At 62.5% G+C, this 24,709-nt stretch carries 21 protein-coding genes and 2 pseudogenes; 15 read left to right on the top strand and 8 right to left on the bottom strand.

Features of this window, described 5'->3' with window-relative positions; genetic code table 11:
* The first annotated feature begins 81 nt into the window (after window positions 1-81).
* The gene (locus AC0NIE_RS01880; RefSeq protein ID WP_473484302.1) at window positions 82-534 is read left to right on the top strand and encodes a hypothetical protein; all 453 of its coding nucleotides are present in this window, start codon (window positions 82-84) and stop codon (window positions 532-534) included.
* An 11-nt stretch (window positions 535-545) separates the two neighbouring features.
* On the opposite strand, the gene AC0NIE_RS01875 is transcribed toward AC0NIE_RS01880, so the two are convergent.
* A complete protein-coding gene (locus AC0NIE_RS01875; protein WP_473484300.1) occupies window positions 546-1,520 on the bottom strand; it encodes a WD40 repeat domain-containing protein in 975 nt (324 codons plus the stop codon).
* A gap of 262 nt (window positions 1,521-1,782) precedes the next feature.
* Window positions 1,783-2,838 carry a CobW family GTP-binding protein gene (locus AC0NIE_RS01870; protein WP_123146329.1) on the bottom strand — a complete coding sequence of 352 codons (1,056 nt, stop codon included), beginning with the start codon at window positions 2,836-2,838 and terminating at the stop codon, window positions 1,783-1,785.
* A 197-nt stretch (window positions 2,839-3,035) separates the two neighbouring features.
* On the opposite strand from AC0NIE_RS01870, the pseudogene AC0NIE_RS01865 reads away from it, so the two are divergent.
* Window positions 3,036-3,839 (top strand): annotated as a pseudogene (locus AC0NIE_RS01865) (intradiol ring-cleavage dioxygenase).
* Window positions 3,840-3,986: 147 nt separating this feature from the next.
* Window positions 3,987-4,457 (top strand): MarR family winged helix-turn-helix transcriptional regulator, encoded by a 471-nt coding sequence (locus AC0NIE_RS01860; RefSeq protein WP_473484298.1) that lies wholly within the window; start codon window positions 3,987-3,989, stop codon window positions 4,455-4,457.
* Between the two features lie 16 nt (window positions 4,458-4,473).
* On the opposite strand, the gene AC0NIE_RS01855 is transcribed toward AC0NIE_RS01860, so the two are convergent.
* Window positions 4,474-5,352, bottom strand: coding sequence for an AraC family transcriptional regulator (locus AC0NIE_RS01855; protein WP_473484295.1), 879 nt, complete (start codon window positions 5,350-5,352; stop codon window positions 4,474-4,476).
* A gap of 35 nt (window positions 5,353-5,387) precedes the next feature.
* Between AC0NIE_RS01855 and AC0NIE_RS01850 the strand changes: the two genes are divergently transcribed.
* From AC0NIE_RS01850 to AC0NIE_RS01835, 4 genes are all read left to right on the top strand, one after another.
* Window positions 5,388-5,795, top strand: a complete 408-nt coding sequence (locus tag AC0NIE_RS01850) for a DUF2000 family protein (protein ID WP_473484292.1) — start codon at window positions 5,388-5,390, stop codon at window positions 5,793-5,795.
* A 417-nt stretch (window positions 5,796-6,212) separates the two neighbouring features.
* On the top strand, window positions 6,213-7,235 hold the full coding sequence (locus AC0NIE_RS01845; protein ID WP_095494138.1) for a LacI family DNA-binding transcriptional regulator: 1,023 nt from the start codon (window positions 6,213-6,215) through the stop codon (window positions 7,233-7,235).
* On the top strand, window positions 7,232-8,215 hold the full coding sequence (locus AC0NIE_RS01840; RefSeq protein WP_473484290.1) for a 2-hydroxyacid dehydrogenase: 984 nt from the start codon (window positions 7,232-7,234) through the stop codon (window positions 8,213-8,215). Before AC0NIE_RS01845 ends, AC0NIE_RS01840 begins: the two co-directional genes overlap by 4 nt.
* A gap of 83 nt (window positions 8,216-8,298) precedes the next feature.
* Window positions 8,299-8,700: a hypothetical protein gene (locus AC0NIE_RS01835; RefSeq protein WP_473484287.1), complete on the top strand. Its 402-nt coding sequence runs from the start codon at window positions 8,299-8,301 to the stop codon at window positions 8,698-8,700.
* 15 nt (window positions 8,701-8,715) lie between these two features.
* Here AC0NIE_RS01835 and AC0NIE_RS01830 read toward each other — a convergent pair whose 3' ends face one another.
* Window positions 8,716-9,489, bottom strand: a complete 774-nt coding sequence (locus tag AC0NIE_RS01830) for a gamma-glutamyl-gamma-aminobutyrate hydrolase family protein (RefSeq protein ID WP_473484285.1) — start codon at window positions 9,487-9,489, stop codon at window positions 8,716-8,718.
* Between the two features lie 289 nt (window positions 9,490-9,778).
* Between AC0NIE_RS01830 and AC0NIE_RS01825 the strand changes: the two genes are divergently transcribed.
* Entirely contained in the window at window positions 9,779-10,888 is a 1,110-nt protein-coding gene (locus tag AC0NIE_RS01825) for a TRAP transporter substrate-binding protein (protein WP_123146337.1), read from the top strand.
* 62 nt (window positions 10,889-10,950) lie between these two features.
* Here AC0NIE_RS01825 and AC0NIE_RS01820 read toward each other — a convergent pair whose 3' ends face one another.
* The 4 genes from AC0NIE_RS01820 to AC0NIE_RS01805 all read right to left on the bottom strand — a co-directional run bounded on the left by AC0NIE_RS01820 (window position 10,951) and on the right by AC0NIE_RS01805 (window position 15,633).
* Window positions 10,951-11,973 (bottom strand): zinc-dependent alcohol dehydrogenase family protein, encoded by a 1,023-nt coding sequence (locus AC0NIE_RS01820; RefSeq protein WP_473484548.1) that lies wholly within the window; start codon window positions 11,971-11,973, stop codon window positions 10,951-10,953.
* 19 nt (window positions 11,974-11,992) lie between these two features.
* Window positions 11,993-13,765 (bottom strand): TRAP transporter large permease, encoded by a 1,773-nt coding sequence (locus AC0NIE_RS01815; RefSeq protein WP_473484284.1) that lies wholly within the window; start codon window positions 13,763-13,765, stop codon window positions 11,993-11,995.
* Window positions 13,762-14,346 carry a TRAP transporter small permease subunit gene (locus AC0NIE_RS01810; protein WP_095493902.1) on the bottom strand — a complete coding sequence of 195 codons (585 nt, stop codon included), beginning with the start codon at window positions 14,344-14,346 and terminating at the stop codon, window positions 13,762-13,764. The genes AC0NIE_RS01815 and AC0NIE_RS01810 overlap by 4 nt, the downstream gene beginning before the upstream one ends.
* Before the next feature lie 381 nt (window positions 14,347-14,727).
* On the bottom strand, window positions 14,728-15,633 hold the full coding sequence (locus AC0NIE_RS01805; RefSeq protein ID WP_473484282.1) for a branched-chain amino acid ABC transporter permease: 906 nt from the start codon (window positions 15,631-15,633) through the stop codon (window positions 14,728-14,730).
* A 150-nt stretch (window positions 15,634-15,783) separates the two neighbouring features.
* Here AC0NIE_RS01805 and AC0NIE_RS01800 point away from each other — a divergent pair, with 150 nt between their 5' ends.
* From AC0NIE_RS01800 to AC0NIE_RS01770, 7 genes and pseudogenes are all read left to right on the top strand, one after another.
* Window positions 15,784-16,392: a CGNR zinc finger domain-containing protein gene (locus tag AC0NIE_RS01800; protein ID WP_473484280.1), complete on the top strand. Its 609-nt coding sequence runs from the start codon at window positions 15,784-15,786 to the stop codon at window positions 16,390-16,392.
* Window positions 16,385-16,915, top strand: a complete 531-nt coding sequence (locus AC0NIE_RS01795) for a hypothetical protein (RefSeq protein ID WP_473484277.1) — start codon at window positions 16,385-16,387, stop codon at window positions 16,913-16,915. The genes AC0NIE_RS01800 and AC0NIE_RS01795 overlap by 8 nt, the downstream gene beginning before the upstream one ends.
* A 221-nt stretch (window positions 16,916-17,136) precedes the next feature.
* A complete protein-coding gene (locus tag AC0NIE_RS01790; RefSeq protein ID WP_473484275.1) occupies window positions 17,137-20,613 on the top strand; it encodes an indolepyruvate ferredoxin oxidoreductase family protein in 3,477 nt (1,158 codons plus the stop codon).
* A gap of 118 nt (window positions 20,614-20,731) precedes the next feature.
* Window positions 20,732-23,030, top strand: a pseudogene (locus AC0NIE_RS01785) (putative bifunctional diguanylate cyclase/phosphodiesterase).
* A gap of 155 nt (window positions 23,031-23,185) precedes the next feature.
* Window positions 23,186-23,956: an N-acyl amino acid synthase FeeM domain-containing protein gene (locus AC0NIE_RS01780; RefSeq protein ID WP_473484273.1), complete on the top strand. Its 771-nt coding sequence runs from the start codon at window positions 23,186-23,188 to the stop codon at window positions 23,954-23,956.
* 130 nt (window positions 23,957-24,086) lie between these two features.
* The gene (locus AC0NIE_RS01775) at window positions 24,087-24,236 is read left to right on the top strand and encodes a DUF3096 domain-containing protein (protein ID WP_473484271.1); all 150 of its coding nucleotides are present in this window, start codon (window positions 24,087-24,089) and stop codon (window positions 24,234-24,236) included.
* Between the two features lie 187 nt (window positions 24,237-24,423).
* Complete coding sequence (locus AC0NIE_RS01770; RefSeq protein WP_123146345.1) at window positions 24,424-24,648, top strand: aa3-type cytochrome c oxidase subunit IV; 225 nt, start codon at window positions 24,424-24,426, stop codon at window positions 24,646-24,648.
* Window positions 24,649-24,709: the final 61 nt, after the last annotated feature.

Raw genomic sequence — 24,709 nt, 5'->3', positions numbered from 1 at the left:
CAAGGTGAAGAGGACGGGCGCTTGACCTGAGGGCATCCTCCAGCATCTATGCGGATAAGGTTTGTGGCTGGGGGAAGAAAGATGCGGACGATCTTCTGTGCAACAACGCTGCTGTTATCGGCCGGCTCGGCCTTCGCCACCGGCGGCATCTGGTGCTCGGCCGAGGATGCAGCGGTGAGATTCCAGGTGGAAGCCGGCGTCACCAGAGGCATGGGCGGTCCAACGTTCAATTTCCGGGGCGATCTCGAAATTCTCGGCAGACCCGTCGGCGACGATTTGCGCAAGACAGTGTTCGAGAATTCCAACCTCACACAATACTGGCTCGACGGCAAGGAATTGCGGCTGCTCGTCTATCGCGAGCACGAGGTCGCAAACACCTACAGCTCTGTCGAACTGACGATCGTGACCAAGTCCAGTGAAGAAGGCACCTATGACGGGCGCTATTCGCTCGCCATCTATGAGGGCACGGCTGACACGGGTGGCGATGGCATGCCTGCCGCGTTGACCGGCAAAGTCTCCTGCGGGGCCGAGTAGAGAACTCCCGGTTATGCGGAAATATCGATGACGCCGCAGTCGCCGGCGGCACTGCCGAAGGCGACGCGGCGTTCCTCCCTATCCCACATCATCGAGGTGATCGCGCCCTTGCCCGGTCGGCGCAGAAGCACCTCTTTGGCGTCAGCGAAACGCACCGCCATCACCATGCCGTCGTCATAGCCGACGGCGACGACATCCTGGCTGGGATGGCAGGCGACCGAGGTCACCATGGCGTTGCCGCGCGTACCGAGCTCCAGCGGCGCCTTGCCCATCGGCCCGTCCTTGCCCGAAAAAGGCCAGACGATCGCCGCCGGCGCGCCGGAACTGGCCAGCCATTTTCCCTTGGCGCTCCACGACAGGCTTTTGACTTTGCCGGGATAGCCGCTCATGCGCATGTGCTTGCCGTCGGCCAGCTTCCAGCCATGCAGCGCGTTCTCCTGCATGGTGGTGACGAGGAAGGCGCCATCGGGCGAGAAGGTGATGCCGGTATGGGCGCCGGCCCACTCCAGCTCGACCGGTTTGCCGTTCGCCGCCGGGAAATGCAGCGTCGCGCCATTGTAGCGGGCGACACCAAAGCGCATGCCCTTGGGCGAGAACGCCAGCCCCTCGACCGAACGCGGATGCATGAATTCCTTAGTCTTGCCGTCGGCAAAGCGCACAAAAGCGAACTTGCCGGAGGCATAGGCGACGGCGCCTTGTGGTCCAGCCGCGACGCTGGTGATCCATTTTTTCCCGGCGCTTGCCAATTCTGCCGCATTGCCGCCAGCGGTAACGGAAAAAATCTTGCCGTCCTCGCCGCCGGTGATCAGCCGGTCGTTGGCCGCATCGTGGAAGGCGGCGAGCAGCCCGTCATTAGCCTGCGCCGTCTTGTGGCCATGGTCCAGCCGATGGATTGTGCCGTCGGCCAGTGCGAAATGCGGCGCGTCGCCAAGGAAGACGGCGGCAACGCAATGGCCATCGAGATCAAGCGGGGCGACTGTGGGCATGTGAGATTATTCCATTCGAGATTGGTGTGGTCGCCCTGCCGCTGCGGAGGAATCGTTAGCGCGGCCAGTTGCGACGCGACCTTCTCCCCTTGTGGGAGAAGGTGGATTGGCGCGCAGCGCCAAGACGGTTGAGGGATGTTGGACGAAGCGCGGTTGGCGCCAAGCTGGAACACCCCTCATCCGACCGAGCTTCGCTCGGCCACCTTCTCCCACAAGGGGAGAAGGAAAGAAGGTGCAGCGCTAGCGTTATAAGGCCTGGAAATCAAGCGGCCTGGCAGGCCTCAAAACTCATCTTCAGCCGCTCGGCGTCGAGCTCGCGGCCGATGAAGACCAGCCGGCTCTCGTGCTTCTCCCCGTCCTTCCAGGCGCGCTGGTGGTCGCCCTCGATGATCATGTGGACGCCCTGGATGACATAGCGCTCATCATCCCCCTTGAGGGCGATGATGCCCTTCAGCCGCAGGATGTTCGGGCCTTCCATCTGGGTGACCTTCTCGATCCACGGGAAGAATTTCTTCGGGTCCATCTCGCCGCCGCGCAGCGACACCGACTGCACCGTCACGTCATGGATATCGGAAGGGTGTGCGTGATGGTCGTGCCCGTCATGGTGATGATGCCCGTCATGATCGTGATGGTCGTGATGATGATGATCGTGGTCGTCATGCGCCTCGAGGAAATGCGGATCGTTCTCCAGCGCCCGCGAAAGATCGAAGGCGCCGCGGTCGAGCACCTCCGACAGCGCCAAGCCGGCGCGAGTGGTGCGATGGATCCTGGCCGCCGGGTTGATCGCGCGGATCGTCGCCTCGACCTTGCTCAGTTCCTCCGGCGTGACGAGGTCGGTCTTGTTGAGCACGACGACATCGGCAAAGGCGATCTGGTCCTCGGCTTCGCGGGAATCCTTCAGCCGCAATGGCAGGTGCTTGGCGTCGACCAGCACCACCACCGCGTCGAGCCTGGTCTTGGAGCGCACGTCTTCGTCCATGAAGAAGGTCTGCGCCACCGGCACCGGATCGGCGAGGCCGGTCGTCTCGACCACGATGGCGTCGAAGCGGCCTGGCCGGCGCATCAGGCCCTCGACGACGCGGATCAGGTCGCCGCGCACCGTGCAGCAGACGCAGCCATTGTTCATCTCATAGATTTCCTCGTCGGATTCCACGATCAGTTCGTTGTCGATGCCGATCTCGCCGAATTCATTGACGATGACGGCGTAGCGCTTGCCGTGGTTTTCCGAAAGGATGCGGTTGAGCAGTGTCGTCTTGCCGGCGCCGAGATAGCCGGTGAGAACGGTTACGGGGATCTGCGTCGTCTGTGCATCGCTCATGTTGGGCCTCGAAAAGGGATTGTTGGATCCATATAGGATGTGCGCCGTGTTTTTGCACGCGGCAAACCGATGGGCCAAACAGGTCGCCAACATTGCCGGACTTTCCCAACATCGCTGGACTTCATTGGCGCTGGCGGGTCTCACTGCCTAGATTAAGAACAAGGTCGCTTGCTCAGAAGAACCAGAAGAGGTGCCGGATGTCCGACAAACCGTCCTCCTTGCCTTTGAGCCGGCGTCAGGCGCTCGGCCTCATTGCCGTCAGCGCGGGCGGCGGCGTCTTTCTGCCGGGCATCGCGATGGCTCAGCAGGCCTCGCCCTATGCCGGGCTTGCCCTGTTCGATAGCGGTGCCGGCGTCTGCGCGATCACGCCGGAAGCGACCGAGGGGCCGTTCTATTTCGACCCGAAGCTCGAACGCGCCGATATCACCGAAGGCAAAGCGGGCATTGGCCTCAATGTGCGGCTGCAGGTCGTCGACGCGGCCTGCCGGCCGCTTGCCGGCGCGCGTCGACATCTGGCATTGCGACGCGCAAGGCCATTATTCGGGCTATCCGGGACAAGGCGACGGCCAGGATGTCGATACGTCAGGCCAGAGTTTTCTGCGCGGCTGGCAGAAGGCGGATGACACCGGCATCGTCTCCTTCACCACCATCTATCCCGGCTGGTATCGCGGCCGCACCACCCACATCCACTTCAAGGTCTTTCCCGATGACAATTCGGTGATGACCGGCCAGCTGTTTTCCCCCGACAGCCTGAGCGAGCAGATATTCACCACTGTCGCGCCCTACACCGATCGGTCCGGCAGGCGGGATACGCCGAATGCCAGGGACGGTATCGCGCGGCGCGCCGGGCCGCTGTCGCAGGCGGCGCTGCGCGAGGTGGCGGACGCCTATCAGGCCCTGATTATCGTCGCAGTAAAGGCTGCATGAGTCCCGTTTCGCGTGTGCGTCGCTCCTGCGGAAAGCTTCCACCTGCACTGAAAAGTCGTTTGTCATCTAACTGAAATAAACTTCTGGCATTAGCCACGGCGGGCATCGCATTGCTTGCCGGCAAAGCTATTTTGCAAAGCCGGATCTGTTTGATCGTCGATTGCCAACCGGGCGGCTGCCGCTATGCTGTCCGCACCGGTTCGGCCCGAAGAGGGATGACCATGGCCAAGGCGGACAAGACTGCGACAATGAGCCGGCTGCATTCGGCGGCGCGGCTGGCGCGTACGGCACTCGCCGCGCGGCTTCTGACCCACGGCTTCTACGCCGGCCAGGACCAGATCATGCTGGCGCTCGACCGTGAGGACGGGCAGACGCCCGGCAATCTCGCCGGCCGCCTCGGTGTGCGCCCGCCGACCATCACCAAGACGATCAACCGGCTGCAGGCCCAGGGCTTTCTGGAAAAGCGCGCTTCTTCCGCCGATGCCCGACAGGCCCACATCTTCCTGACCGACACCGGCCGCGAAATCATCCACGCCATCGAGAAATCGGTGAAAAAGACCGAGAAGCAGGCGCTGAAGGGTCTCGATAAAAGGGACCAGAAGGCGTTGTTCAAGCTGCTCGCCCGCGTCGAGGCGAACCTCTCGAACGGCGAGATGGTTCTCGTCGATGATGAGATCGACGCCGACGAATGATCCGCGGCTGACGCCATCAGGCTGCGGCTGCCGACGATCCATGGACCAATGCCGACCAGCGGCCCGGCGTGACACCGAACGCCTTCTTGAAGTGCCTGTTAAAATGACTTTGGTCGCTGAAACCGGCCGCTATCGCGATCTGCGCCAATGGCTCGCTCGCCTCGATCATGCGGCGTGCTCGTTGAAGCCGGCGCATCAAGTGAAAGCGATGCGGGCTGGTGGAGAAGGCGGCACGGAAATGCCGCGATAGTGCATAGCGATCCAGCCCGGTAATCGCCTCCAGCTCTTCGGAACGGACGATACGGAAAACATTTTCTTCCAGATAGTCGCGTGCCAGGCTGGCAGCCCGCCATGCTGTCCTTGGGATCGGTTTCGCCTGCAGCCCTGCATGCCGTGCCAAGCTTTGCATCAATTGCGCAATGAAGTCGGCGACAAAGAGGTCGTCCAGCTTCTGGTCCAACGGCCCCAGCGCCGAAAGCAGCCTCGTGCGGAAAACAGGATCCGTCACCACGGCATTCCTGACGAAGGGCAGCGATGCGCCTATCGTATCGAGGCAGTCCAGCACGATGGACGGCTCCAGATAAAGCATCCTGTAACGCAAACCGTCTTCGGTGCCGGCGCCGCCGTCGTGCAATTCGTCGGGATGGAGCACGATAATCTGGCCGGGCAGGCTGTGATGCGTCGCGCCGCGATAACGGAAGGTCTGGACGCCATGCAGCGTCACGCCGATGGCGTAGGTATCATGACGATGGAGATCGAACGCGCTGCCGTGGAACCGGGCCTCGATACGCTCCATTCCGACGCAATCGGGGGCCGAGATGACACAGTTCTCAGCCGCGTCAACGCACAAACGTCCAAGACCCTGAAAGGCCTCGCCATCTAGACCGTGTGACATCGCTTCATTTCACAAACTTGAATGGTAAATGTCTAATGTTCGACACGAAATTTGCAATCGTGCTGCAGGACGACCTTCCCGTCTGGCAAAAGCTCAATGTCACCGCCTTCCTGACCAGCGGCATTGTCGCGCAGTATAGCGACATCATCGGCGAACCCTATCGCGACCGCGCCGGCAATATCTACAATCCGCTCTCGATCCAGCCGGTCATCGTGCTTTCGGCCGATCGCCCGACGCTCAGTGCGATCCACCGGCGGGCGCTGGAGCGCGGTGTGACGACCTCGCTCTACGTCGACGAGATGTTTTCGACCGGCCACGACGCGGCGAACCGCGCCGTCTTTGCCGAATTCGCACCCGACGACGTCAAGGTCGTCGGTATCGCGCTGCGCGCCGAAAAGAAGCTTGTCGACAAGATCACCAAGGGCGCCCGCATGCATCCCTAGTGCAGGTCGCCCAAAAGTGCGCAGCGGTTTTGGGACGACGACATGCAGAAAGACCAAGCCTGTGGCGGCTGATTCATCCTTCTGATGCTTAGCGTGTTCGGCGCCGTCTGCCATTGGCACCTGGTGCGGGCTATCGTCTCGGTATTCGCAAATCATTGGGATGATCATTGCCGGCTGGATTGTCTTCAACCAGTTCCCGACCGCTGGACGCTCGTCGGCGCTGCCGTCATCGTCGCCAGCGGCCTTTATAACGTTCATCGCGAGCACCGGCTTCGTGTACAAAAAAACTTTGATTTGTTCCGGAAGGGTGGCATAAGGCCGCGTTTAAACTGTTTAGATCATGATCCCGAAAAGTGGGAATCCGGTTTTCGCTGGAGATCATGGATCGGCTCTAGATCGTCGGGGGAGCGCAAGGCGCTGGCACAGAAGATCAAGCTTTCGACGATCGCGGATGCGCTCGGCGTGTCCACGGCCACGGTCTCGCTGGCCCTGCGTGACAGTCCGCTGGTTGCCGGCGGCACCCGCGACCGCATCAAGGAACATGCCCGCGCCATCGGCTATATCTACAATCGCCGTGCCGCCAGCCTGCGCACCTCGCGTTCGGGCATCGTCGGCGTCGTCGTTCACGACATCATGAACCCGTTCTTCGCCGAGATACTGCGCTCGATCGAAAGCGAGCTCGATCGCAGCCGGCAGACCTTCATCCTGTCGAACCACTACGACCAGCTCGAAAAGCAGCGCACCTTCATCGACACGCTTTTGCAGCTCGGCGCCGACGGCGTCATCATGTCGCCGGCCATCGGCACGCCGCCCGAAGACATCTTGATGGCCGAGGAAAACGGCCTGCCGGCGGTGCTGATCGCACGCACCGTCGAAGGCGCCGACGTGCCGGTGTTTCGCGGCGACGATGCCTACGGCACCGGGCTTGCCACCAACCATCTGATCTCGCTCGGCCACAAGCGCATCGCCATGGTCGGCGGCACCGACCAGACCTCGACCGGCCGCGACCGCTACCAGGGCTATGTCAACGCGATGGAGGCGGCCGGGCTGGAGGTCAGGCCATCCTGGCGCATCGCCGGCCCGCGCACCAAACAGGCCGGTTTCGAAGCGGCGGGGCAGTTCTTGGCATTGAAGGACAAGCCGACCGCCGCCTGCTGCTGGAACGACCTCGTCGCCATCGGCCTGATGAACGGTATTGCACGCGCCGGGCTGGTGCCGGGCATTGACATATCCGTGACCGGCTATGACGATCTCGAGGAGGCGGCGATCGCAACGCCGGCGCTGACCACCGTCTGGAACGGCCAGCGTGAAGTCGGCCGCCGCGCCGCCAGCGCGCTGCTCGACAAGCTCAATGGGCAGATGGTGCGGCCGTCGCAGGAACTGATCAAGCCGGAACTGCATGTGCGTCAGTCGACCGGCAAACCGGTGGAGCGTGCATGACAAAAGCCGAACAGCAGCAAGCAGTCGCCATTCTGGTGCCGGGCCAATTCAACGACCATGCGGTCGGCCGCATCGATCGAATGTTCAGCCGCGTCTGGATCGAACGGCCGGAAGCGTCGCTGGTCACCGACGAGCTGCGCCGGTCGGTGCGCGGCATTGCCGCCTTTGGCGGGATCAATGCAGCCCTCATCGACGCGCTGCCGAATCTCGAGATCATCGCCAATTTCGGCGTCGGCTATGATTCGGTCGATGCCCGTCACGCAGCGCAGCGCGGTGTCATGGTCACCAACACGCCTGACGTGCTGACCGAGGACGTCGCGGACACGGCTCTCGGCCTGCTGATCAACACCATCCGCGAGTTGCCGCGCGCCGAGACCTGGCTGCGCGACGGCAGTTGGGCGCGCGACGGCAACTATCGCTTGAGCCGGCTGACCTTGCGCGACCGTCGTGTCGGTATTTTCGGCATGGGCCGCATCGGCATTGCCATTGCGCGTCGGCTGGAGGCCTTCGGGCTGCCGATCGCCTATCACAACCGGCGCCAGGTCGAAGGCCTGTCCTATGAATACCACGGCACGCTGAAAGGCCTCGCCGAGGCGGTGGATACGCTGATCTCGGTGGCGCCCGGCGGCGCCTCGACGGAAAAGGCGGTCAATGCCGAGATACTGTCGGCGCTCGGCCCGAATGGCGTCTTCGTCAATATCGGCCGCGGCAGCACGGTGGACGAGGCAGCACTTGCGGCAGCCCTGGCCAATGGCACCATCGCCGCTGCCGGGCTCGACGTCTTCGCCGACGAGCCGAACGTGCCGCCAGCGCTGCTCGCCGCTCCCAACACATCGCTTTTGCCGCATGTCGGCTCGGCTTCGGAACATACCCGCCGCGCCATGGCCGATCTGTGCGTCGACAATCTGGTTTCCTGGTTTTCGGAAGGGAGGGCGCTGACGCCGGTGCCGGAAACGGAAAAGGTCAAGGCGCGCAGCTGAGCGGCAAGCTTTCCTATTTGTTAACGTCGGCTTAACGCTTTGAAATCATTTTTTATCTATCGCCAAACACGCGGAGAACGCAGATGAAAGCACTTGCTGCATTGATATCGGTGGCGGCGCTGTTCGGCAGCGTTCACCTGTTTCACGGCGGCAGCGGCGAAGGCCGCACAGCCGATCACTTAACGCAGTCGCCCGGCGATTACAGGCTGGTGGCCAATGGCGACGAAGCGTCCTGCGCGGTCAAGCGCGGCACTGAGGTTGCGCAAGGCCTGTCGCTGTTGACGGTCACTGCGAATTGCCGCCGGGTTTTGCCTGGCATCGAGCGCGCGAAATTCTGGCGTGAGCAGGATGACGGCACGGTCATCTTCAGCGTGAACGGCATCGACCCGATCGTCACGTTCGGCGTCGCCGACGGCGACGGTTATGAATCCTACGCACCAACCCTGCCGCTGCTGTCGCTGGCGGCCAGCAGCCATCGACGTTGACGCCCGACGGCTGAATTATTCCGCGGCGGTGCGCGCGCCGGATTTCGCCGTGGCGTGCAGGCGCACCGCGTCGCCGAAGGCGCGGAAGATCTTTGCCGAGACGCTGTCCGAATTGACCCAGTATTCGGGATGCCATTGGACGCCCACGGCGAAGGCACGGGCGTCCCGCACCGAAACCGCCTCGACCGTGCCGTCGGTGGCGACGGCCTCTATCTGCAACTTCGGGCCGAGCCGGTCGATCGCCTGGCGATGCACCGAGTTGACCATGATGTCGCCCGCCCCGAACACGCCGGCGAGGCAGCTTGCGGGCTTGATCGAAATGGTCTGGCGGATGGCGAAGCGTTCGTCCTGATTGTCGCTCGCCGGTGCGCGATGGTCCAGCGATCCCTCGCGCTCCTGGATTTCTGTGGCCAGCGTGCCGCCCAGCGCCACATTCATCTCCTGGATGCCGCGGCAGATGGCGAGCAGCGGCACGCCGCGCTCCACTGCCTTGCGGATCAGCGGCAGCGTCGTGGCGTCGCGGGCCGGATCGTAGGGGCCGTTGGCCTCGCTGGCATCGCCGCCATAGAGCGTGGGATGCACGTTGGACTTCGAGCCGGTGATCATGACGCCGTCGACCGATGACAGGAGTTCATCGAAATCGAGCCGGTCGCCGAAGGACGGCACCAGCACCGGGAACACGCCGGCGGCCGAAAGCACCGCCTCCAGATATTGCTGCGGAGCGGCATGCCAGGTGTAGTTGTCGAACTGGCGGACATCGGTCGATATGGCGACTAGCGGCTGCTGCATTTTTGATCCGGGTCCATTCAGTGCAAGGATATGTTCTGCCTTTAAAATAGGCGATCCGACGGCGCTTTGCCATGACAAGTTCGGCATGTCGCATGGACCACGGAAGGGGCGTTAGACTTAAGTTGCAGGGAGGTGCGTTCGCGCCGCGTTTTTCGCGAAAACGCCGCCGGCAAAACCGGCTCCCATGGCTAGACTCGACTTCTTGCCCGTGTATTGTTTGCCGCGAAGCCGATCCGGGGCACAGAGCATCTCCCGAACGTCGGTCTGTTGATCCAATAGGGAGGACTTCATGGATCGTCGATCATTCATCCGCAAGGCCGGTGTGACCGGTGTCGGCGCTGCGGCGGCTACGGCGGCGCTTGCCGCGCCGGCTATCGCCCAAACCAATCCGAAAGTGACATGGCGCCTGGCGTCGTCCTTCCCGAAATCCCTCGATACGATCTATGGTGGCGCCGAGGTCTTTTCCAAGATGCTTTCGGAGGCGACCGACGGCAACTTCCAGGTCCAGGTCTTCGCTGCCGGTGAACTGGTGCCCGGCCTGCAGGTCGCGGATGCCACCACCGCCGGCACCGTCGAGGCCTGCCATACGGTGGCATATTATTATTGGGGCAAGGACCCGACATGGGCTTTGGGTGCCGCGGTTCCGTTCTCGCTCAACGCGCGCGGCATCAATGCCTGGCATTACCACGGCGGCGGCATCGACCTGTTCAACGAGTTTCTGGCCACGCAGGGCCTTTTTGGCCTGCCCGGTGGCAATACCGGCGTGCAGATGGGCGGCTGGTTCCGCAAGGAAATCAACACCGTCGCCGACCTTTCGGGCCTCAAGATGCGCATCGGTGGCTTTGCCGGCAAAGTGGTGCAAAGGCTCGGCGTCGTGCCGCAGCAGATCGCCGGCGGCGATATCTATCCAGCGCTGGAAAAAGGCACCATCGACGCCGCCGAATGGGTCGGCCCTTATGACGATGAGAAGCTCGGCTTCTACAAGGTCGCGCCCAATTATTATTATCCTGGCTGGTGGGAAGGCGGGCCGACCGTCCATCTGATGTTCAACAAGGCAAAATACGAGGAGCTTTCGCCGGCCTACAAGGCGCTGGTGCGCACCGCGGCGCAGGCCGCCGACGCCAACATGCTGCAGAAATACGACTTTCTGAATCCGGCGGCCGTGAGGCGGCTGGTGTCCGCGGGCGCCAAATTGCGCCCGTTCAGCCCGGAAATCTTGGCAGCCTGCTCCGAAAAGGCGAACGAGGTCTATGCCGAGATGGAAGCTTCGAACGCGCCGTTCAAGAAGATATGGGACTCGATCAAGGCCTTCCGCAAGGAGCACTATCTCTGGGCGCAGGTGGCCGAGTACAATTACGACACCTTCATGATGGTCCAGCAGCGCACCGGCAAGCTCTGACAACAGTTACGGCGCCACGCGCTCTTCGGACGCGTGGCGCCGTCACATTTCGATTTGCCTGATCAGCGCGGCACCACCAGCACCTTGACTTCGCCTGGCGCAGGCGGATTGGCGATCACCGCAGCCGCCTCCTCCAGCGTCACCTGCCGTGAGATGAGCTTGTCGATCTCGATCGCACCCGAGGCGATGAGATCGGCGGCCCGGCGATGCGTAAACGGATTGAGGAACGAGCCGAGCACCTTCAATTCCCGGAACAACAGGTTGAAAGGCTCGAACTCGGCCTTCATGCCTTGAGGCGTCACGCCGACGACGACCACCGTACCGCCGGCTTTGGCCAGCCGCATCGATTGTTCGACCGTCTCTCTTACGCCGGCACATTCGAACACCACATCGACGCCGCCCGGCATGAGGCCCGACGCACCGAAGACCGTGTCGATGATATCGCAAGCGCTGGGGTCGACCGTCACCGTTGCGCCCAATTCTCCTGCAAGGGCGCGCCGCGAGGCCTGGCGCGTCGACAGGATGATTGTCGTCGCGCCGGCAAGCCTCGCCAGTTGCACGGTGAGCAGGCCGATCACCCCGCCGCCAAGCACGGCGACCGAGGAGCCGGGTCTGATCTGCGCCAGGTCCACGCCATGCAGGCAGCAGCCAAGCGGCTCGCAGAACGCGCCATGCGTCGGCCTCAGGTCTTTCGGAAGGAGAATGGCCTGCTTCTGAGGCAGCACGACATATTCGGCGAAGCCGCCGTCGCGGCGGATGCCGATGGCAACCAGATTATGGCAGAGATTGATGCGACCCGCGTGGCAGTGCGGGCAGTGCCCGCAGGCGATGTTGGGATCGCCGGTAACGCGATCGCCGACCGAAAAGCCGGACACAGCGGTTCCAATCGCCTCGACGATCCCGGAGAATTCATGTCCGAGCGTCACCGGCGGCGTATAGGGAAATTCGCCATGGAAAAGATGCCGGTCGGTGCCGCAGACGCCGCATGCCTCGATCCGCACCAGAAGATCGTCCGGTCCGGCGGACGGTTTGCCGACCTCGCGCAGGGCAATGCTGCCCACGCCCTCCAGCCGCACCGCTTTCATCACTGTTACGCCTCCGGCATCAATTGAAACTCGGTGGTTGGGACAGATCGGGTGCTGGCGCTGCTGGCTTGGCAGGCGGCGTTTCACCGAAATTCGGCGGTTGCGACAGATCCGGTGCAGGCGCGGTCGGCGCCGTGCCGCCATCCGCCGGCGGTGCGCCGAGCGGCGACAAGCTCGGCGTTTCCGGTACCTGGTAATCGATCGTGCCCGGGTCCACTGCCGTGCCCTTGTAGTGCATCACCATCTGCGGGAAGGCGATGGTCAGGCCGATCATGATAACCTGGATGCAAACGAAGGGAACCGCGCCCCAATAGATCTGGCCGGTGGTCACCGGCGCGATCTTCTTGCCGGTGAGGCGATCGAGATAGGGTACCCGGGCGGCGACCGAGCGCAGGTAGAACAGCGCGAAGCCGAAGGGTGGATGCATGAAGCTGGTCTGCATGTTGACGCCGAGCAGCACGCCGAACCAGATCAGGTCGATGCCGAGCTTGTCGGCGGCCGGCGCCAAAAGCGGCACGATGATGAAGGCGAGCTCGAAAAAATCGAGGAAGAAGGCGAGCAAGAAGACGAGGATGTTGACGCCGATCAGGAACCCGACTTCGCCGCCCGGCAGCGATGTCAGGAGGTGTTCGACCCAGATCTGGCCATTGACGCCGTAGAAGGTGAGCGAGAACACCCGCGCCCCGATCAGGATGAACAGCACGAAGGACGACAGCCGCGTCGTCGCCGCCAGCGCCTGCTTGACCACGTCCAGCGACAGCCGTCCCTTCATCGCCGCCATGATCAGCGCGCCGACAGCGCCCATGGCGCCGCCCTCGGTCGGTGTGGCGATGCCCAGGAAGATGGTGCCCAACACCAGGAAGATCAGCGCCAGCGGCGGGATCAGCACGATGATCACCTGCTGCGCCAGCCGCGACATCATGTTGATCTTCAGGCGCTGGTCGGCGATTGCCACGACGTAGATGAGGATCACGCCGATGGTGGCACCGAGAATATCGGCGTTTTGGCCCTGCGAGGGCGCAAGATAGCGATACGCCGCGTAGGAAACCACGACTGCCGCCAACACCGCGAACAGCAGCGACAGGACACCGTGGCCGAGCGTGCGGGCCTCCAGCGGCAGCGCCGGCATCGACTTCGGCCGGACGATCGACATGATTACGATGTACGTCGTGTAAAGGCCGGTCAGAACCAGCCCCGGGATCAGCGCGCCCGCATACATGTCGCCGACCGAGCGGCCGAGCTGATCGGCCAGAACGATCAGCACCAGCGAGGGCGGAATGATCTGGGCGAGCGTGCCCGACGCCGCGATGACGCCGGACGCTACACGGCGGTCATAGCCGTAGCGCAGCATGATCGGCAGCGAGATCAGGCCCATGGCGATGACAGAGGCAGCCACGACACCCGTGGTTGCGGCAAGCAGCGCGCCGACGAAGATCACTGCATAGGCGAGGCCGCCGCGGATCGGTCCGAACAATTGGCCGATCGTGTCGAGCAGGTCTTCGGCCATGCCCGATCGTTCGAGCACGATGCCCATGAAGGTGAAGAACGGGATGGCCAGCAGCGTGTCGTTCGACATCACCCTGCTTCCATAGAAATTTTCCGGAAGCGCATAGAGAAGTGGCCAGGCGAGGTTGATCGATCCGCCCGAATAGGGTGACAGCACAACCCCGATGAAGAAGAAGACCAGGCCGTTGGCGGCGAGTGAGAAGGCGACCGGGTAGCCGATCAGCAGGAAGATGACCAGCGAGGCGAACATGATCGGCGCCATGTTCTGGGCGATGAACTCGATCACGAGCGCACCTCTTCGGCGAGCGCCTTCGCTTCGAGCTCGGCCTGCTCATGCACCGATATGAACGGCGTCGGATCGTCCATGTCGCCGCGCATGATGGCTATCTTCTTGATGATCTCGGAGATGCCCTGGAGCGCTAGCAGGAAAAAGCCCGCCAGCAGGATCGCCTTTGCCGGCCAGATGATCAGCCCGCCGGAATTGTTCGACATTTCGCCACTGCGAAACGACAGCGACACATAGGGAACGAAATAGATCACCATCAGCGTCACGAACGGCATCAGGAAAAAAAGGTGACCGAGAAGGTCTATCCAGTGCTGCACGCGGCGCGAGAACATGCCGTAGACAATGTCGATACGGATATGGTCGTTCTGCTTCAGCGTGTAGGCGGCGGCCAGCATGAATGCGGCGCCGAACAGATACCACTGCAGTTCCAGCCAGGCGTTCGACGACATGTCGAACGTCTTGCGGATGACGGCATTGGCGGCGCTGACCAGGATTGCCAGCAGGATCAGCCACGACACCCATTTGCCGATGAATTCGTTCACCCGGTCAATGGTTCTGGATAGAGCGAGCAGCCCTGCCATGCATTCCTCCCTTTACGCATCGGCCCGAAAATCGGTGTCGATTTTCGGAAAGCACGATGCATGACTCAAAGTATCAGCGGCGCGCCGATTCCCGCTTGTTTTTCCGCCGCCTCGATGTGGCCCAACGGTATGCCGTGCGTGGCCCGGCGGGTCAACACAGGGCAGACCGACTAAAACAATCTTGCGAAGTGAGGAAGGGGCTTTTGAGATGAGGAAGGGGGCGAAACAGCCGGCTGACCCGGCGCATGACCCCGAAAATCGGAATCGATTTTCGCTGGGGATCATGCGCAAAATCAAAGTGCTACAGCGTCCTTTGCGCGTCCGAGAGGACGCGCGCGCTGTAGACGTCATGCAACCAAAGTCTACCCAGGCTTGGTACAGTCAGGCGATCTTGCCCTGATCGCGGCCGGTGCCGATCAGCACCAGCATGGCGACGAGGAACAGATACATCCAGCCATCGCGCCATTCGAGCGGAAAATAGCCGGCCCACAGCGATTCGGTCATGCCGAAAGCGGCAGCGCCAAGTGCTGCCCGCAACGGCGAGAGATAGCCGCCCACCGCCGTCACAAACAGGATTTTCAGCCCGTAGACCAACCCTGTGCCGAAGCTGATGTTGCCGTAGTAGAAGGCGGCGAGCACGCCGGCCAGTGCCGCGCAAAGGCCGCCGAAAAGCACCGCACGCCGAAGCACCGCGCGAACATCGACGCCGCACATCGCCGCCGCCTTGGGATCGTCGGACACGGCGCGCCAGCGCCGGCCGAAGCTTGATTGGGCGAACGCCCAGGCGGCGAGCCCGATAGTTGCCGCGACGACAGCGCAGTCGAGCAACTGGATGAGCGTCAGCGTGGCATTGAAATTGGCCCCCCGCGCAAAAATGATGGGCTGGGCCAGCATTGGCGGCAGCCACAGATCATGGGTTTCGGCGGCGATACGGCTGGCTTCCGACAGGGCCAGCAATATGCCGAGCGTCGTCACCACGATGGCGTTGGGCGAGCGGTCGGCCAACGGTTCGAAGATGCTTCGCGACAAGACACGGCTGAGCAGCGCCGCATAAAGGAACGCCGCAGCTACGCCGAGCGCGATGGATGCAAACAGCGTCAGCCACAGCGCCTGATAGCCGAACGCCGCGGTGAGGATCATCGTATGCCCGCAAAAGGCGAACAGCGCCCCATAGGCAAGATTGGTGCGGTGCAGGATGCCGTTGGTCAGCACGTAGCCGAACGCAAGCAATGCGTAGAGCGCGCCCGAATGCAGCCCGTTCAGAACCTGCTGGAAGAAATAGAGCATGCAATGTCCTCGATGCATGCCCCGCAATCGGGGCGCAGCGGTTTGGGACGAACGACATTCTCAAGACAAGGCAATGGCGATCGCCTCCGTGACGAGCGTTGCACCCGGAATCTAACTTGTCAAACGCGTTTTGTCGGTTAGATTCGCCATATGGCAGTATCCTGGACTCCGCACCGCTTCACCGGTGGCATGCTTGCGCTCGACACGGCGAACACCGTCGTTTTGCGGAACGATCCGGAGAAAACCTTCGACCGGCTCAAAGATCCGGCCGAGATCGCCCGCTTTGCCGAAGCGGCGAGCGGCTTTCGCGCCGCCGAGCTCGGCGGCAGGCCGCTCGCAGCGCCGGCGCCTGGAAAGATCGCGCCGGTGGTGCTGTCGATCAGGGAGACGACCGATCGGCTGTTTCGCCGTGCGGTTTCGGAAGGTGCGATCTCCACCGGAGACATGCCTGAATTCCTTGCAGCCTGCGCCAACGGACTCGCCCAAAGCCGCACCGAAATCGGGAGGCCCGGAAAACCGTTCGGCAATCCGGCGACGCCGATTGCCTTCGAGGCGGCGCTTGCGGTCTCGGCGCTATCGCTGCTGCGCGGCGACACAATCGCCAGGCTGAGGATATGTCCGAACTGCAGCTGGCTGTTTGTCGACAAAAGCCGCAATTCCAGCCGCCTCTGGTGCGACATGGCGGTGTGCGGCAACCGACAGAAGGCAAACCGATACTATCGCCGCCGGACCGCGGCGAGGGAGGTCACCAATGTCTAAGAGATTCTCGCGCGCGATGATTGTCGTCGCGGCGTTGTTCGCGGCGGCCGCGCTCGGCGCCTGCCGTGACTCCGGCAAGGACCAGCTGTTCGCCATTTCCGGGAAGCTGTTCGAGTTCAACTACCGGCTGGGCATCGCCACCTATGTCATCACCCTCAATCCGCTGCGGCCGGTGGGTGAGGGACAGGTCGCCGTGGTCTCCTTCCAGAACCCGGCCGGTGGTGATCCGATCATCGTCACCCAGAAAATATGGCCGAAGCTGCCGCATGTGACCCTGACCAGCCCGCCGCTCACCTGCGTCGTCAAGGACAAGCCCTATGCGGTGTCGATCCGCATCGAGGATTCCAGCGGCAATTTGCTGCAGAGTTTCGAGACGACACTGACGTCCTCGCTCGACCAATCGGTCCTGCCCGACCGGCCTCTCGTGGTCGGGCCAGTCTACGAGCTCAACAAGGACCTGGCCGGCCATGTCGACGGCAAGCTGCCCGGCGAACCGAAGCCCAGTTGCCCAAAGGCTGCATGATGCGTCACCAGCGGCACTGACCGCCGCCGGAATTTTCGTGCTCGACCATCCTCACCGACAGGCGGTTCGTGGCGCCACACGGCCGCGCACGGATCATTTGTTGCGCGCCGTCTGGCACCTTCGATTTTGTTTGACCTCCCCGGCAAGGGAAGAAAGACTGTAGGCACTCGACTCCGACGTTGGCTGCGCTCGAACTGCGGCCTCCGCACAGGAAATGCCTGATGACGCTGCATGATGTCGCGCTCGACGACAAGTTCGACCTGGGAAAGGAGCGCATCTTCCTTTCCGGCGCGCAGGCGGTCATCCGCATGCTGCTGATGCAGCGCGAGCGCGACCGCCGGGCTGGCCTGAACACTGCCGGCTTCGTCTCCGGCTATCGCGGCTCGCCGCTCGGCGGCCTCGACATGCAGCTTTGGAAGGCCAGGAAGCAGCTCGCCCGGTCGGACATCGTCTTTCAGCCCGGCCTCAACGAAGAACTCGCGGCCACGGCATGCTGGGGGTCGCAGCAGGCCGAATTGCTGGGCGAGGGCACGCATGATGGCGTCTTTTCTGTCTGGTACGGCAAGGGACCGGGCGTCGATCGCTCCGGCGACGTGTTCCGCCATGCCAACCTCGCCGGCTCGTCCAGATATGGCGGCGTGCTTGCCCTGATGGGCGACGACCACATGGCCGAATCCTCGACCAACGCGCACGCGACCGAGTTCCTGTTCGTCGACACCATGGTGCCGATCCTCAATCCGGCCGGGGTCCAGGAGATCATCGACTATGGGCTTTACGGCTTTGCCATGTCGCGTTTCGCCGGCACGTGGGCGGCGATCAAATGCGTCAAGGACAACATCGAATCGACGGCTTCGGTCGATGCCGCGCTCGAACGGCTTGATATCGTCACCCCGGACTTCGAGATGCCGCCCGGCGGCCTCAACATCCGCAACGAGATCGACATGCTCGGCCAGGAGGAGCGGCTGCATGAATACAAGCGCGCCGCCGCTTCGGCCTTCATCCATGCCAACGGGCTGAACCGGATCGTTTATTCCGGTGGACGTGCCCCGAAGCTTGGCATCGTCACCATCGGCAAGAGCTATCTCGACGTCCGCCAGGCGCTGGAAGACATCGGCGTGGACGAAGCCGCCGCCAACCGCATCGGGATCAGGCTGTTCAAGGTCGGCTGCCCGTGGCCGCTCGACCTGCAGCACATAGCGGATTTCGCTCGCGGTCTCGACACCATCGTCGTCGTCGAGGAGAAACGCTCGCTGATCGAGGTGCAACTGCGCGAGAACCTTTACGGCACCGCCATGCAGCCGGTCATCGTCGGCAAGAAGGACGAGCGCGGCGACGGGCTGTTCCCGGCCAAGGGCGCGCTCGATCCCAACGATATCGCCATAGCGCTCGGCGAGAGAATCTTGCGGACAATCGGTCCGTCGGACGAAATCGCCGCGCGGGTGGCGAGACTTCGCCAGTTCCAGGCGATGCTCGCCGACACGTCAGACATCGCCTCGCGCACCCCCTTCTTCTGCTCCGGCTGCCCGCACAATTCCTCGACCAAGGTGCCCGACGGCTCGCTCGCCGCCGCCGGCATCGGCTGCCATTTCATGGCGCTGTGGATGGATCGCAACACCGTTGGTTTCACCGCGATGGGCGGTGAGGGCGCGCAATGGGTCGGCCAGGCACCGTTCTCCAAGCGCGATCACATCTTCCAGAATCTCGGCGACGGCACCTATAACCACTCTGGTGCGCTGGCGATCCGCTTCGCGCTGTCGACCGACGCCAACATCACCTACAAGATCCTCTACAACGACGCCGTCGCCATGACCGGCGGCCAGCCGCACGAGGGTGGCCTGACCGTGGACATGATCGCCAGGCAGGTGCGGGCCGAGGGCGTCGAGCGGATCGCCATCGTCACCGACGAGCCGGACAAATATACCGGCAAGGTCGAATTCCCCGCCGGCGCCACCATCCATCACCGCGACGATCTCGACCTCGTCCAGCGCGAATTGCGCGAGGTCAGCGGCATATCCGTGCTGATCTACGACCAGACCTGCGCCGCCGAAAAGCGCCGCCGCCGCAAGCGCGGCACCTTCCCGGATCCCGACAAGCGCGTCTTCATTAACGAACTGGTCTGCGAAGGCTGCGGCGATTGCGGGGTGCAGTCGAATTGCGTGTCGATCCAGCCGGTCGAGACCGAGTTCGGCCGCAAGCGCAGGATCGACCAGTCGAGCTGCAACAAGGATTTCTCCTGCATCAACGGCTTCTGCCCGTCCTTCGTTACCGTGCATGGCGCCAAGATCAGGAAGGCCGAGGGTATTGCCGGCACGACCGATCCGCTCGACGGCGTGCCCGCGCCCGCTGAATTCCCGCTCGGCGAACAAGGCTGGGCGGCGATCATCGACGGCGTCGGCGGCACCGGCGTCGTCACCATCGGCGCGGTGCTCGGCATGGCGGCCCATCTCGAAGACAAGGGCTGCGGCATGATCGACATGGCCGGCCTTGCCCAGAAGGGCGGCTCGGTGTTCACCCATGTCCGCATCGCGCGCAGCCCGGACGATATCCATGCCATCCGCGTTTCGGCCGGCAAGGCAGACCTTGTGCTCGGCTGCGATCTCGTCGTATCGGGCGCCCAAAAGGTGCTCGCCGCGGTGCGCGAAGGCCACACGATCTTCCTCGCCAACACCGCCGAGATCATGCCCGGCGAGTTTACCCGGTCGGCGGATTTCTCGCTGCCTGTCGAGCGGCTGAAAAAGGCGATCCGCACTGCCGCAGGCGATAACAAGGCGCATTTCTTCGATGCCACCCGCACCGCCACCGCGCTGTTCGGCAGTTCGCTCGGCGCCAACATGTTCATGCTCGGCTTCGCCTTCCAGCATGACGGCTTGCCGCTGTCAGCCGAGGCAGTCGAAAAGGCGATCGAGCTCAACGGCCAGGCCGTGGCGATGAACGTCTCAGCCTTCCGCTGGGGCCGCCGCGCCGCCCACCAGCCGGAGTTCGTGCGCGGCCTCGTTGACCAGCCGGGAATGACTGCACAGAACGCCGCTGTCGCCGAGACGCTGGACGACATCATCGCCCGCCGCGTCGCCTTCCTCACCGGCTATCAGAACGCCGCCTATGCCAAGCGCTACGCCGACAGACTGGCCGCGCTGCGCAGGGCCGAAGCCCGTGCGGTGCCCGGTTCGACTGCTGTGACCGAGGCCGCCGCGAGGAACCTGTTCAAGCTGATGGCGATCAAGGACGAATACGAGGTGGCAAGGCTCTACACCGATGGCTCCTTCGCCGCCGAGCTGGGGAAGCAGTTCCAGAGCTACGACAAACTCGAATTCCATCTCGCGCCGCCGATCATGGGGCGCGGCAAGGACGGCAAACCGAGGAAGTCGAGTTTCGGTCCCTGGATGATGAAGGGATTCCGCCTGCTGGCAGCGATGAAAGGCTTGCGCGGCACGGTCTTCGACGTGTTCTGCTACAGCACCGAAAGGCGTATGGAACGGCAGCTTCTTGCGCAATACGAGGCCGACCTGGAGCTTGTCGCCGGCGCGCTGGCGCCGGGCAAGGTCGAGGCCGCGGCCGCCCTTGCCTCGGTGCCGGCGCTCATTCGCGGCTATGGTCACGTCAGGCAGGCCAGTGCCGAGAGGGCGGCTGGCGAGCGCCAGAGGTTGCTCGATCGCCTGGCGAAGGCGCCGGTGCGGCCGGAACTCCATGCCGCCGAATGATCGATGCGCCTTGTCTGAAGAAGCTCAACAGGCTTGACGCAGGCCCCGAGATGGCCCCTCTAAACCTTTCTTAAGGCGGTTATGACATGACTGCGGTTCGCGCGACACCCGCAAGGTCATGAACATAGATCGACCCGACGACATATCCGAGGACGTATACGTTGGCTTCGTTCGCTCGCTGTTTCGCGACGCAGGCATCTTGCTCGTTGGCGCCTTCACGCAAGGCGCTATGGGCCTGCTCGTGTACTGGAAAACGTCTGCGGCAATCTATCTCGCGCTCGCCATCCTGATGGTTGCCGCTAGCATCGGCCGTTATCTTGCGATCCGGAGGGTCAGTCCCGACACCATCGTCACCTACGAATCCGCGCTTGCCTGGGAACGCTACTACATTGTTGCCGGGACGATTCATGGGTCGGCGGTCGGACTTTTCGCGTTCGTATGCCTCTACGTGGTTCCGGACCTGTTTGGCGAGATTGCAGCGGTGTCGCTGGTGTTGGCAAGCACCATCACCATCGCCGGCCGCAATTTCGGCTCCCGAAGGATGGTCGCCATCCTGTCCGTGTCCGTGGTCGCGCCGATTGCGGTCGGCCTGATGCTGAAGGGCGACGTCTACAACGTCATTCTGGGCCTCTTTGTCATCCCGTTCATGTTCACCATCAACAAGATGGCGCATCTTGTGCGAAAGGTGCTGTTTACAGCAATCAGCGAAGAAAAGAAGGCGAACCGCATCGCCCAGCGCTTCAATCGCGCCCTGAACACCATGTCGCATGGCCTTGTCATGCTCGGCCCCGACGGCCGGGTAGCGGTGGCCAATGCCGAAGCCGCGCATCTGATGTCGCTCAAGTCGCCCGACGCGCTGCTCGGGCGATCGATCCACGGTCTGCTGATGCGCGGCGTTGCCGGCGGCATGCTGGCGCCGAAAGACTGCCGCTACATCGAAGCCCAGCTTACGCGCGCCCTGCGCGAGGGCCGCGATCGCAAGGTTCTCGTCTCGCTTGCGAACGGTCAGCACTATGAGTTCTCGGCGCGCGAAGGCAGCCAGGAACTGGGTGTCATCACCTTCGAGGATGTGACGGCCCGCGTCGAGGCGGAAGACAAGATCCGCTTCATGGCGCGTTATGACAGCCTCACCGGCCTGCCCAACCGCGCCTATTTCCAAGAGCTGATCGGAGAGGCGATGGCATCCGGCGACCTCGAGCGTCTCTGCGGGCTCGCCGTGCTCGACCTCGACGATTTCAAGAGCGTCAACGACACGCTTGGCCACCCGGTCGGCGATGGATTGATCTACGCCGTCGCTGAACGGCTGGCGGCGGTCGCCGTACCAGGCATCACCGTCAGCCGTTTCGGTGGCGACGAGTTCATGATCTTCTTCGACCGCGTCGAGGACGAGACCCATCTGATCAGCCAAATCGACGAGATTTTCATTGACCTGCAGGGCGAGGTCGACGTCGCCGGTCATGGACTGCGCATCCAGGCCAGCGGTGGCGCGGTGCTGTCGCGGGTCAGGGACACCGATGTCGCCGCCATGATCGTCAAGGCGGACCTCGCGCTATACAAGGCCAAGGAACTCGGCAAGAACACTTGGCGGTTATTCCAGGCATCGATGGATGCGGCATTTCGCGACCGTCAGCTGATGAAGGCGGATCTGCGCACTGCGGTGGAAAGCAAGGGGTTGCGGGTGGTCTATCAGCCGATCGTCGCGATGAGCACGATGCGGATCGCCAGTTGCGAGGCGCTGTGTCGTTGGGATCACCCCGATCTCGGACCGATCTCGCCCAGCATCTTCATTCCGCTGGCCGAAGAAATGGGCATCATTTCCGAGATCAGCACCTTTGTCCTGCAGGCGGCATGCGCCGAATGCGTCAAATGGCCCGACCCGACCAGCGTCTCGGTCAACCTTTCGGCCAAGGATTTCCGCAGCAGTGGCATCGTCCAGAAAGTCCGTGAGGCGCTCGCCGGTTCCGGCCTCGCCGCCGGCCGCCTGGAAATCGAAGTCACCGAGACCGCGCTTCTCGACGACAAATCGCTGACGCGTGAGTATATCGAGGAGTTGAAACGGCTTGGCGTGCGCATTGCGCTAGACGACTTCGGCACAGGCTATTCGAGCTTGAGCTATCTCCACAAGCTGCCGCTCGACAAGGTCAAGATTGACCGCTCGTTCCTGATGGACGTCACCCAGAACCCGAGTTCGCTCGCGCTGTTGAAGGGCGTGGTCGAACTGATCAGGGTTCTCGGTCTCAACGTAACTATCGAGGGCGTTGAGACTTACGAGCAGCACGCATTCTATCAAACCGGATATGGTCCAGGGCTTTTTGTTTGGTTCAGCGCTGACAGCGTCCGGCATCGGAACGATGGCTACCACGGTCTGGCCATTCGCCATCGATAAAAAGCCTGCGGGCAAACGTGCGCTTAGCTGATTCCGCGCTTCATTTTCGACCAACTCGACCAGACCTGCCGCGCGGCGGCAAGTTAAGGTTAATATTAGGTAAACGACGTCGATTGGATTTTCACCTTTTATGCCGCGACCGCACACGATAGGTTTGCAGTGAAGATGGCAGAAGGGAATTGTATTGTGGCGGTATCCGAAGGCGTTGTTCATGTGGATGACCGACCGACCGACCTCAGCGGGATGTCTTCCTTCTCGCGCAATGTTTCGACCCTTCTTGAGCGCGTGGAATACAGACGTTGCGAAAGCGGTGAAGACATGGAGGCGATTTACCGGCTTCGCTACAAGGCTTACCGGCTGAACGGCTTTCTGCCTGAATCCAGCGACCAGATGATGACGGATGCGCTCGACTACACGCCGAACTGTTATCGCTTTGGTGTCTTCGTCGACAATTCCCTTGTGTGTACGCTCCGTATTCATCATCTGACACCGAGCGAACCTTACGCGCCCGCAATGACCAGATTCGGCGATCTGCTTCATCCGCGCCTGCTTCGCGGCGAAACCTTCATCAATCCGACGCTTCTGGCAGCCGACCCGGACTTCATATCGATGCATCGTGCCCTGCCTTACGTTACGTTGCGGCTAGCACTTATTGCCAGCATCCGCTTCCACGTGACTGCCTGTCTCGGCGTGATCCGCAAGGAACACACGGCTTTCTACCAGCGGATTTTCGGTGCCGTGCAAGTGGGGCAACCGAGAGACTATCCTCCATTCACCGTTCCCGTGGTACTCTATGACGCGAACTACGAGATCAATTTGGAGCGGGTACTCCAGCGTTTCCCCTTCTTTCGGTCGACGCCGATGGAGCAACGCATGCTGTTTGAGACACCTAGTGCTGGTGAACTCGCGCCGCTGACCATCCTGCCGACCGCCAAATATTTTCGCGAAGCCGCCTGACATTGGCAATTGTGCATCGCGGCCTTGGAGCTTTCAGGTCGCTTCGGCGTTCTGGAAGACGCGCCGGTGGCGCGCGGACGACGTCAATCTGCATCGCTTCGGCGGCAATTTCTATCGAGAGGAACCTGACATGACCATTTCCACGCACGCACTCACTCCGCTGATCTCGCTGATTGCCGGCGTGCTGATCCTGGTGATGCCGCGGCTCCTCAACTACATCGTCGCGCTCTATCTGATCGTCGTCGGCCTGCTTGGGCTGTTCCCGCAGCTCGCCGGCTGATGTGACAAGCCTCAGCCGCAAGGAAGCGCAAGGCGGCAGCCACGCTCGCCTCCGGAATATCCTCCTGCATCAGGCGGCTTCAACTTTCCTTTGAGGCTGTCGTTTCCGGCGATGCGGCAATAGCGCCATTGCCCTCGGCTCGGCTTTTCGCTATGTGCCTGAAAGATGTCTTCGAAGGGGTATTCCTATGGCTGATCACTCGCCGACCGGTCCTGTCGAACTGGGCGCGAAGATGGACTATGCCGAGCACGACCGCACCTATGCCGGATTCCTCAGGCTGGCGAAATACGGATCGCTCTTTTGCCTCGCCGTGCTTCTGGCAATGGCTTTCGGCTTCTTTGCGGGCGGCTTCTTCTCGGGATTTGTCCTGTTCGCACTGATCCTCGCCGTCGGCGCTTTCATTCTCCGGTAAATTCTTCAAAACCCCTTGCCCGTGACATCGCCGGAAATCCGGCCGGCGTCCTGCGCAGACA

It is taken from the genome of Mesorhizobium sp. WSM4842 (assembly GCF_055901575.1).
Note: the sequence above shows the minus strand (reverse complement) of the source record. Positions and strands in the feature narration are given on the sequence as shown.

What these genes read in the sequence shown, in the direction of transcription:
- AC0NIE_RS01880 (WP_473484302.1), top strand. Translation starts at nt 82, where the DNA reads ATGCGGACGATCTTCTGTGCAACAACGCTGCTGTTATCGGCCGGCTCG.
- AC0NIE_RS01875 (WP_473484300.1), bottom strand. Translation starts at nt 1,520, where the DNA reads ATGCCCACAGTCGCCCCGCTTGATCTCGATGGCCATTGCGTTGCCGCC.
- AC0NIE_RS01870 (WP_123146329.1), bottom strand. Translation starts at nt 2,838, where the DNA reads ATGAGCGATGCACAGACGACGCAGATCCCCGTAACCGTTCTCACCGGC.
- AC0NIE_RS01860 (WP_473484298.1), top strand. Translation starts at nt 3,987, where the DNA reads ATGGCCAAGGCGGACAAGACTGCGACAATGAGCCGGCTGCATTCGGCG.
- AC0NIE_RS01855 (WP_473484295.1), bottom strand. Translation starts at nt 5,352, where the DNA reads ATGTCACACGGTCTAGATGGCGAGGCCTTTCAGGGTCTTGGACGTTTG.
- AC0NIE_RS01850 (WP_473484292.1), top strand. Translation starts at nt 5,388, where the DNA reads ATGTTCGACACGAAATTTGCAATCGTGCTGCAGGACGACCTTCCCGTC.
- AC0NIE_RS01840 (WP_473484290.1), top strand. Translation starts at nt 7,232, where the DNA reads ATGACAAAAGCCGAACAGCAGCAAGCAGTCGCCATTCTGGTGCCGGGC.
- AC0NIE_RS01835 (WP_473484287.1), top strand. Translation starts at nt 8,299, where the DNA reads ATGAAAGCACTTGCTGCATTGATATCGGTGGCGGCGCTGTTCGGCAGC.
- AC0NIE_RS01830 (WP_473484285.1), bottom strand. Translation starts at nt 9,489, where the DNA reads ATGCAGCAGCCGCTAGTCGCCATATCGACCGATGTCCGCCAGTTCGAC.
- AC0NIE_RS01825 (WP_123146337.1), top strand. Translation starts at nt 9,779, where the DNA reads ATGGATCGTCGATCATTCATCCGCAAGGCCGGTGTGACCGGTGTCGGC.
- AC0NIE_RS01820 (WP_473484548.1), bottom strand. Translation starts at nt 11,973, where the DNA reads ATGAAAGCGGTGCGGCTGGAGGGCGTGGGCAGCATTGCCCTGCGCGAG.
- AC0NIE_RS01810 (WP_095493902.1), bottom strand. Translation starts at nt 14,346, where the DNA reads ATGGCAGGGCTGCTCGCTCTATCCAGAACCATTGACCGGGTGAACGAA.
- AC0NIE_RS01805 (WP_473484282.1), bottom strand. Translation starts at nt 15,633, where the DNA reads ATGCTCTATTTCTTCCAGCAGGTTCTGAACGGGCTGCATTCGGGCGCG.
- AC0NIE_RS01800 (WP_473484280.1), top strand. Translation starts at nt 15,784, where the DNA reads ATGGCAGTATCCTGGACTCCGCACCGCTTCACCGGTGGCATGCTTGCG.
- AC0NIE_RS01795 (WP_473484277.1), top strand. Translation starts at nt 16,385, where the DNA reads ATGTCTAAGAGATTCTCGCGCGCGATGATTGTCGTCGCGGCGTTGTTC.
- AC0NIE_RS01790 (WP_473484275.1), top strand. Translation starts at nt 17,137, where the DNA reads ATGACGCTGCATGATGTCGCGCTCGACGACAAGTTCGACCTGGGAAAG.
- AC0NIE_RS01775 (WP_473484271.1), top strand. Translation starts at nt 24,087, where the DNA reads ATGACCATTTCCACGCACGCACTCACTCCGCTGATCTCGCTGATTGCC.
- AC0NIE_RS01770 (WP_123146345.1), top strand. Translation starts at nt 24,424, where the DNA reads ATGGCTGATCACTCGCCGACCGGTCCTGTCGAACTGGGCGCGAAGATG.